General features: G+C 67.4%; 3 protein-coding genes. 1 reads left to right on the forward strand and 2 read right to left on the reverse strand.

Annotated elements, in window-relative coordinates:
* Positions 1–36 precede the first annotated feature (36 nt).
* Positions 37–2,946 carry a UPF0182 family membrane protein gene (locus ACNPM4_RS14195; protein ID WP_105709616.1) on the reverse strand — a complete coding sequence of 970 codons (2,910 nt, stop codon included), beginning with the start codon at positions 2,944–2,946 and terminating at the stop codon, positions 37–39.
* Between the two features lie 76 nt (positions 2,947–3,022).
* Positions 3,023–4,114, reverse strand: coding sequence for a YlbL family protein (locus ACNPM4_RS14200; protein ID WP_262000659.1), 1,092 nt, complete (start codon positions 4,112–4,114; stop codon positions 3,023–3,025).
* Positions 4,115–4,231: 117 nt separating this feature from the next.
* Here ACNPM4_RS14200 and ACNPM4_RS14205 point away from each other — a divergent pair.
* On the forward strand, positions 4,232–5,341 hold a 1,110-nt coding region (locus tag ACNPM4_RS14205), incomplete at its 3' end, for a zinc-dependent metalloprotease (protein WP_448986084.1).

Below are 5,341 nucleotides of genomic sequence, written 5' to 3' on the forward strand. Positions count from 1 at the left end.
GGGGCCCCCATTCTGCTCTCCGTGACGAAGGGGTGATCACTCCCCCGCTGCGGACTCCAGCTGTAGCAGCTTCTCGACCGCCGCGGTGAGGCGCTCGTCGGCCTCGGCGAACTTGGCGAGGTCACCGGCCTTCAGTGCCGCTTCACGGTCGATCAGGGCCTCCTGCGCCGAGGCCAGGGCGTCCGCCTCGGCGTTCGTCGGCTGCGTGGGCTCTGTCGGCGTCTCTCCGGTCTCCGGATCCTCTGTCCCGGGTTCGGTGGGTTCGACCTCGTCGTCACCACCGGTCGCACCGGAGTCGCCGCCGAAGAGTGTGTCGAGCGCCTCGGTGAGGGTGTTCTCGAACGCGACCCGGTCACCGAAGGCGACCAGCACCTTCTGCAGACGCGGCAGCTGCGTTCCCTCGGACGACTGCACGTAGACGGGCTGCACGTAGAGCAGACCGCCACCGACGGGCAGCGTCAGCAGGTTGCCGTAGATCACCTCGGACTCACCCTGCTGCAGCAGGTTGAGCTGGGGAACCACCGACGTATCGGAGTTGTAGGTGTTCTGCACCTGACCGGGACCGGGAACCGTGGTGTCGGTGTCGATCTCGAGCATGCGCAGCTGGCCGTAGCCCTCTGCCTTCTTGCCCTTCTCGGAACCGGCATCCGAGTCCACCGCGAGGTAGCCCATCAGCACGTCACGGCTTCCGCCCGCGCCCTGCGAGTTCGGGATGAACGTCGAGAACATCGAGAACCGCGGCGAATCCTGGCCGGGCATCTGCATCGTCAGGTAGTACGGCGGCTGCAGCATCGCCTCGCTGCGCGGGTCATTCGGCGTCTGCCAGCGGTTGTCCTGCTGAGCGAACGAGCCGGCCTTGTCGACGTGGTAGACGCCGAGGACGTCACGCTGCACCTTGAACAGGTCGGTCGGGTAGCGCACGTGGCTCATCAGCTCGCCCGACATGTCGCTGATCGGCTTCAGCGTCGACGGGTAGATCTTCTGCCAGGTCTTGAGCACCGGGTCTTCGTCATCCCATGCGTAGAGCGTGACGGAACCGTCGTAGGCATCGACCGTGGCCTTGACCGAGTTGCGGATGTAGTTGATGTCATCGATGGCGAGCGTCGGTGACGGGACGTTGGAGTCCGCGATCGCGTCGGACAGGCTGACGCTCGTCGAGTACGGGTACGTCGAGCTGGTCGTGTAGCCGTCGACGATCCACACGATACGACCGTCCACCACGCTCGGGTACGGGTCGCTGTCGAGCTCGAGGTACGGAGCGACCTTCTGCACGCGGGTCTTCGGGTCACGGTCGTACAGGATCTGCGATTCCTCGTTCACCAGGTTGGAGAACAGGATCTGCTCCGACTGGAACTTCAACGCGTAGAGAAGCTTCGTGAACGTGTCGCCGATCTGCGGACCGCCGCTGCCCTCGAACGTGGTCTTCGTCTCGCTCGAGCCGTCCTTGCCGCGCGGGTAGTCGATCTCCGCCGGCTCGGAGCCGTCGGGAGCCCCGACGATCGAGTACTCGGGCGAGTTCTCGCCGAAGTAGACCCTCGGCTCGAAGTTCTCTCGGTCGGACAGGAACCCGGAGGTCGGGATGCCGCGCTCGAGGAACACGGGCTCACCGTCGGTCGTCCGCTGGTTGCCCGCGGCCGCGACGAGGCCGTAGCCGTGGGTGTAGACGGCGACACGGTTGTTCCAGTTGTCTCCGTCGCCGAGACCCGACATGTCGAGGTCACGCACGGACACCACGGTGTCCTGCATCTTCCCGTCGATCTCGTACCGGTCGACGTCCATCGTCTTCTGGAATTGGTAGTACCCGCGGTACTGCTCGAGCTGACGGACGGTCGGCGGGATGACCTTCGGGTCCATGATGCGTGTGGACGCCGTGGTCTCCGCGTCGGCGCGCAGCTGGCCGGCCTCGGCATCGGTCTTCGCGGCGAAAGGCGTCGTCTCGAGGTTCGCGACCCCGTACGCCTCCTTCGTGCCGTCGATGTTCCGCTGGTAGTACTCGGCCTGATAGGCGTTCTGGTTCGGCTTCACCTGGAAGGTGGTGACCACCCAGGGGTAACCGACGCCGACGACCAGTGCGGCGACGATCAGCAGTGCCGTGGCCGCGAGCGGGAAGCGCCAGCGACCGATGACGGCCGTGACGAAGAAGAGGATCGCGACGACGCCGGCGATGATCGCGAGGATCGCGAGGCCGGGGATGGTCGCATTGACTCCCGTGTACGCGGCACCGGTGATGCGGTCGTCGGGCTGCACCAGCGTCTTGTACTGGTCGAGCCAGAGGCTCGCCGCCTGCACGAGCAGGTAGAGCCCCGCGATGACGGCGAGCTGGATGCGAGCGGGCTTGGAGATGCGCAGCTCACCCTGGCCGATGCGCACCGAGCCGTAGAGGTACGACACGAGCGCCGTGACCAGAAGCGACAGCAGCAGGACGGCCGAGACGAACGCGAGAAGGATCGAGTAGAACGGCATCGCGAACATGTAGAAGCCGGTGTCGATGCCGAACTGCGGGTCGACACTCGAGGTGGCAACGCCGTTGGCCCACAGCCACACGGTCTTCCACTGCCCTGCGGCGGCGAACCCGGCGAACAGTCCGAAGAAGATCGGCATCCCCCACATCGCCAGACGGCGCAGGGGTTCGATGACCTCCTGGTATCGGTCCAGCTGCGAGCTGAGTCGCACGTAGACCGGGCGCAACCGGTACGCGAGCTGGATCGCGACGAACAGGGGCACGGCCATCCCGAGGAAGCCGACGACGAACATCACCGCCGTGGCGATCCACTGCGTGGTGAGCACCCCCGTGAAGCCCACCTGATCGAACCACAGGAACTCGGTGTACAGGGAGGCGAACACGAAGAACACCGCGATCAAGGCGGCGATGATCACCAGGGAGATGCCGAGAATACGTCGGGACGTTCGAGGCGTGGCCGGATTCGATGCTGAGGGTGAGGTCACCCTTCCATCCTAGGCATCGCTCACTGTGCGCGGGCTGTCATCCCGATCACGGCGAGGTCACGGCCGCTCCCGAAGATCAGCCGGCGACGCGTTCGCAGGTGGGCAGCGAGGCGACGTCGCCGTCGTCCGCGATGACCTCGAGCGCCGCGAGCGACTCGTCGAGCGTGGCCGTGCGGATCACCTGCAGCCCGTCGGGAACGTGCCCGACGACCTCGTCGCAGTTGGCCTCCGGGGCGAGGAAGTACTCCGCTCCGGCGTCACGCGCACCGTACAGCTTCTGTCGGATACCGCCGATCGGCCCGACCGTGCCGGCGGCGTCGATCGTTCCGGTGCCGGCCACATTCTCCCCACCGTTGAGCTCGCCCTCGGTGAGGGTGTCGATGATGCCGAGCGCGAACATCATCCCGGCGCTCGGGCCGCCGACGTTGTCGAGCTGGATCGTCACGTCGATCTCGAAGTCGTAGTCGGTGCGGAGCGTGACGCCGATCAGCCAGGTCGTCACTCCCCCCTCGGTGTGCTCCTCCGGGGTCACCTCGACGCTCTGCTCCTCGCCGTCGCGCAGCACCGTGAGGGTCACCGGGTCTCCCCCGGCCTTCTGGATCGCGGCCCGCAGCTCCGTCGCCGACTCGACAGCCGTGCCGTCGATCCCGGTGATCACGTCGTCGGCTTCGAGGGTGCCGTCGGCCGGAGAGTCGGCGACCGCATCCACGACCACGACCTCTGCGCCCGTGTCGTAGCCGAGCTCGTTGAGCGCGGCCGCCGTCGCCTCGTGCTGCGAGTCGACCATCAGCGTGGCGTTGCGCTCGTCGCGTTGCTCGGTCGTGACCCCCTCGGGGAAGACCGAGTCCAGCGGCACGACAGCGCGCGACGAGTCCATCCAGGCCAGCGCCAGCTCGAACCAGCTCGGGGTGCGCTCCCGGTTGCCGACGACCTGCACGGTGGTGAGGTCGAGGGTGCCCGCGGTCTCGAACGTCTCGGCGCCTTCGACCTTGATCAGGGGAACCTCGTCGCCCTCCTTGTCCGTCGCGGTGCCGAGGGTGTCGTAGACCGGACCCGGCCGCTGGATCACGTACGGCGACGGCAGGAATGTCAGCACGACGAGGGCGACGAGTGCGACGACCAGCGCCCAGACTCCGAGTCCGAGCTTTCCAGACCGCGTTCGATCCACTGCATTCCTCCGTCGTTCGCGGGCGGCGTACACCGATCTGCCCGCATCGGGTTCGCGCGCAGAAACCTGTGACTAGCGTAGAGGCCACGGCTTCAGACCTGCTGAGAGGCGAGCGACATGGCAGACAACGACCCCACCCCCGAGGACTTCCAGGAGTTCCTGCGAAGGATGCTCGCGAACCAGGGCGGTGGCGACATCGACCCCGAAGCGCTTCGAGGTGCCTTCGAAGGCATGGACGGCTTCACCCTCGACCCCGCGATGATGCAGACGATCATGTCGCAGCTCCAGGGCGCGTTCGGCGGCGACCCGTGGGAGAACGCGCTGCGGCAGGCCCTGTTCATCGCCAACCGCGACGGACAGGGCATCACCGAGGGCTCCCGCACCTCGCTCGCGGATTCCTTCTCCCTCGCGAATCTGTGGCTCGGCGAGGCCACCACGATCTCCGAGCTCTCCGAGGCGCCCACTGCGATGACCCGCGGAGAATGGGTCGAGAAGACGCTGCCGGTGTGGAAGGAGATCGCCGACCCGGTGTCGACCAGCATCGCCGACGCGCTCACCTCCGCACTCGATACGCAGGTCCCCGAGGAGATGCGCAGCGTCGTCCAGGGCGCGGGCAAGCTCATGCGCGGCCTCGGCGGCTCGGTGTTCGCCGCCCAGTTCGGCCAAGTGCTCGGCAACCTGTCGCTCGAGGTCGTGTCCGGAGGCGACGTCGGGATCCCCGTGCTCCCCGCGGGAACGGCCGCCGTCATCCCCCAGAACCTCACGGCATTCGGCGACGGCCTCGAGATCCCGGAAGACCAGATCGCGCTCTATCTCGCCACCCGGGAGCTCGCCTATGCCCGGCTCTACCGGCACGCGAAGTGGCTGCACCTGCACGTGATGGCGCAGATCACGGACTTCGCTCGGGGTGTGACCGTCGACGTGGACGCCCTCGAAGACGTGGCGAGCAGGTTGGACCCCTCCGACCCCGAGGAACTGCGCGCGGCCATCGAGGGCGGCGCGCTCCTGCCCGTGCAGAGCGAAGCGCAGCGCGAGGCCCTGACCCGACTCGAGAACCTCATCGCCACGATCGACGGCTGGGTCGACGTGGTGACGGCGCAGGCGACGTCCCGCCTTCCCGACGGCGCGCGGATCGCCGAGGCCGCCCGTCGCCGCCGCGCGGTGGGCGGACCCGCAGAGGACGCGCTCGGTGCGCTGGTGGGGCTGAAGCTGCGACCGCGGCGCATG

The sequence above is a fragment of the Microbacterium umsixpiens genome (genome assembly GCF_053543675.1).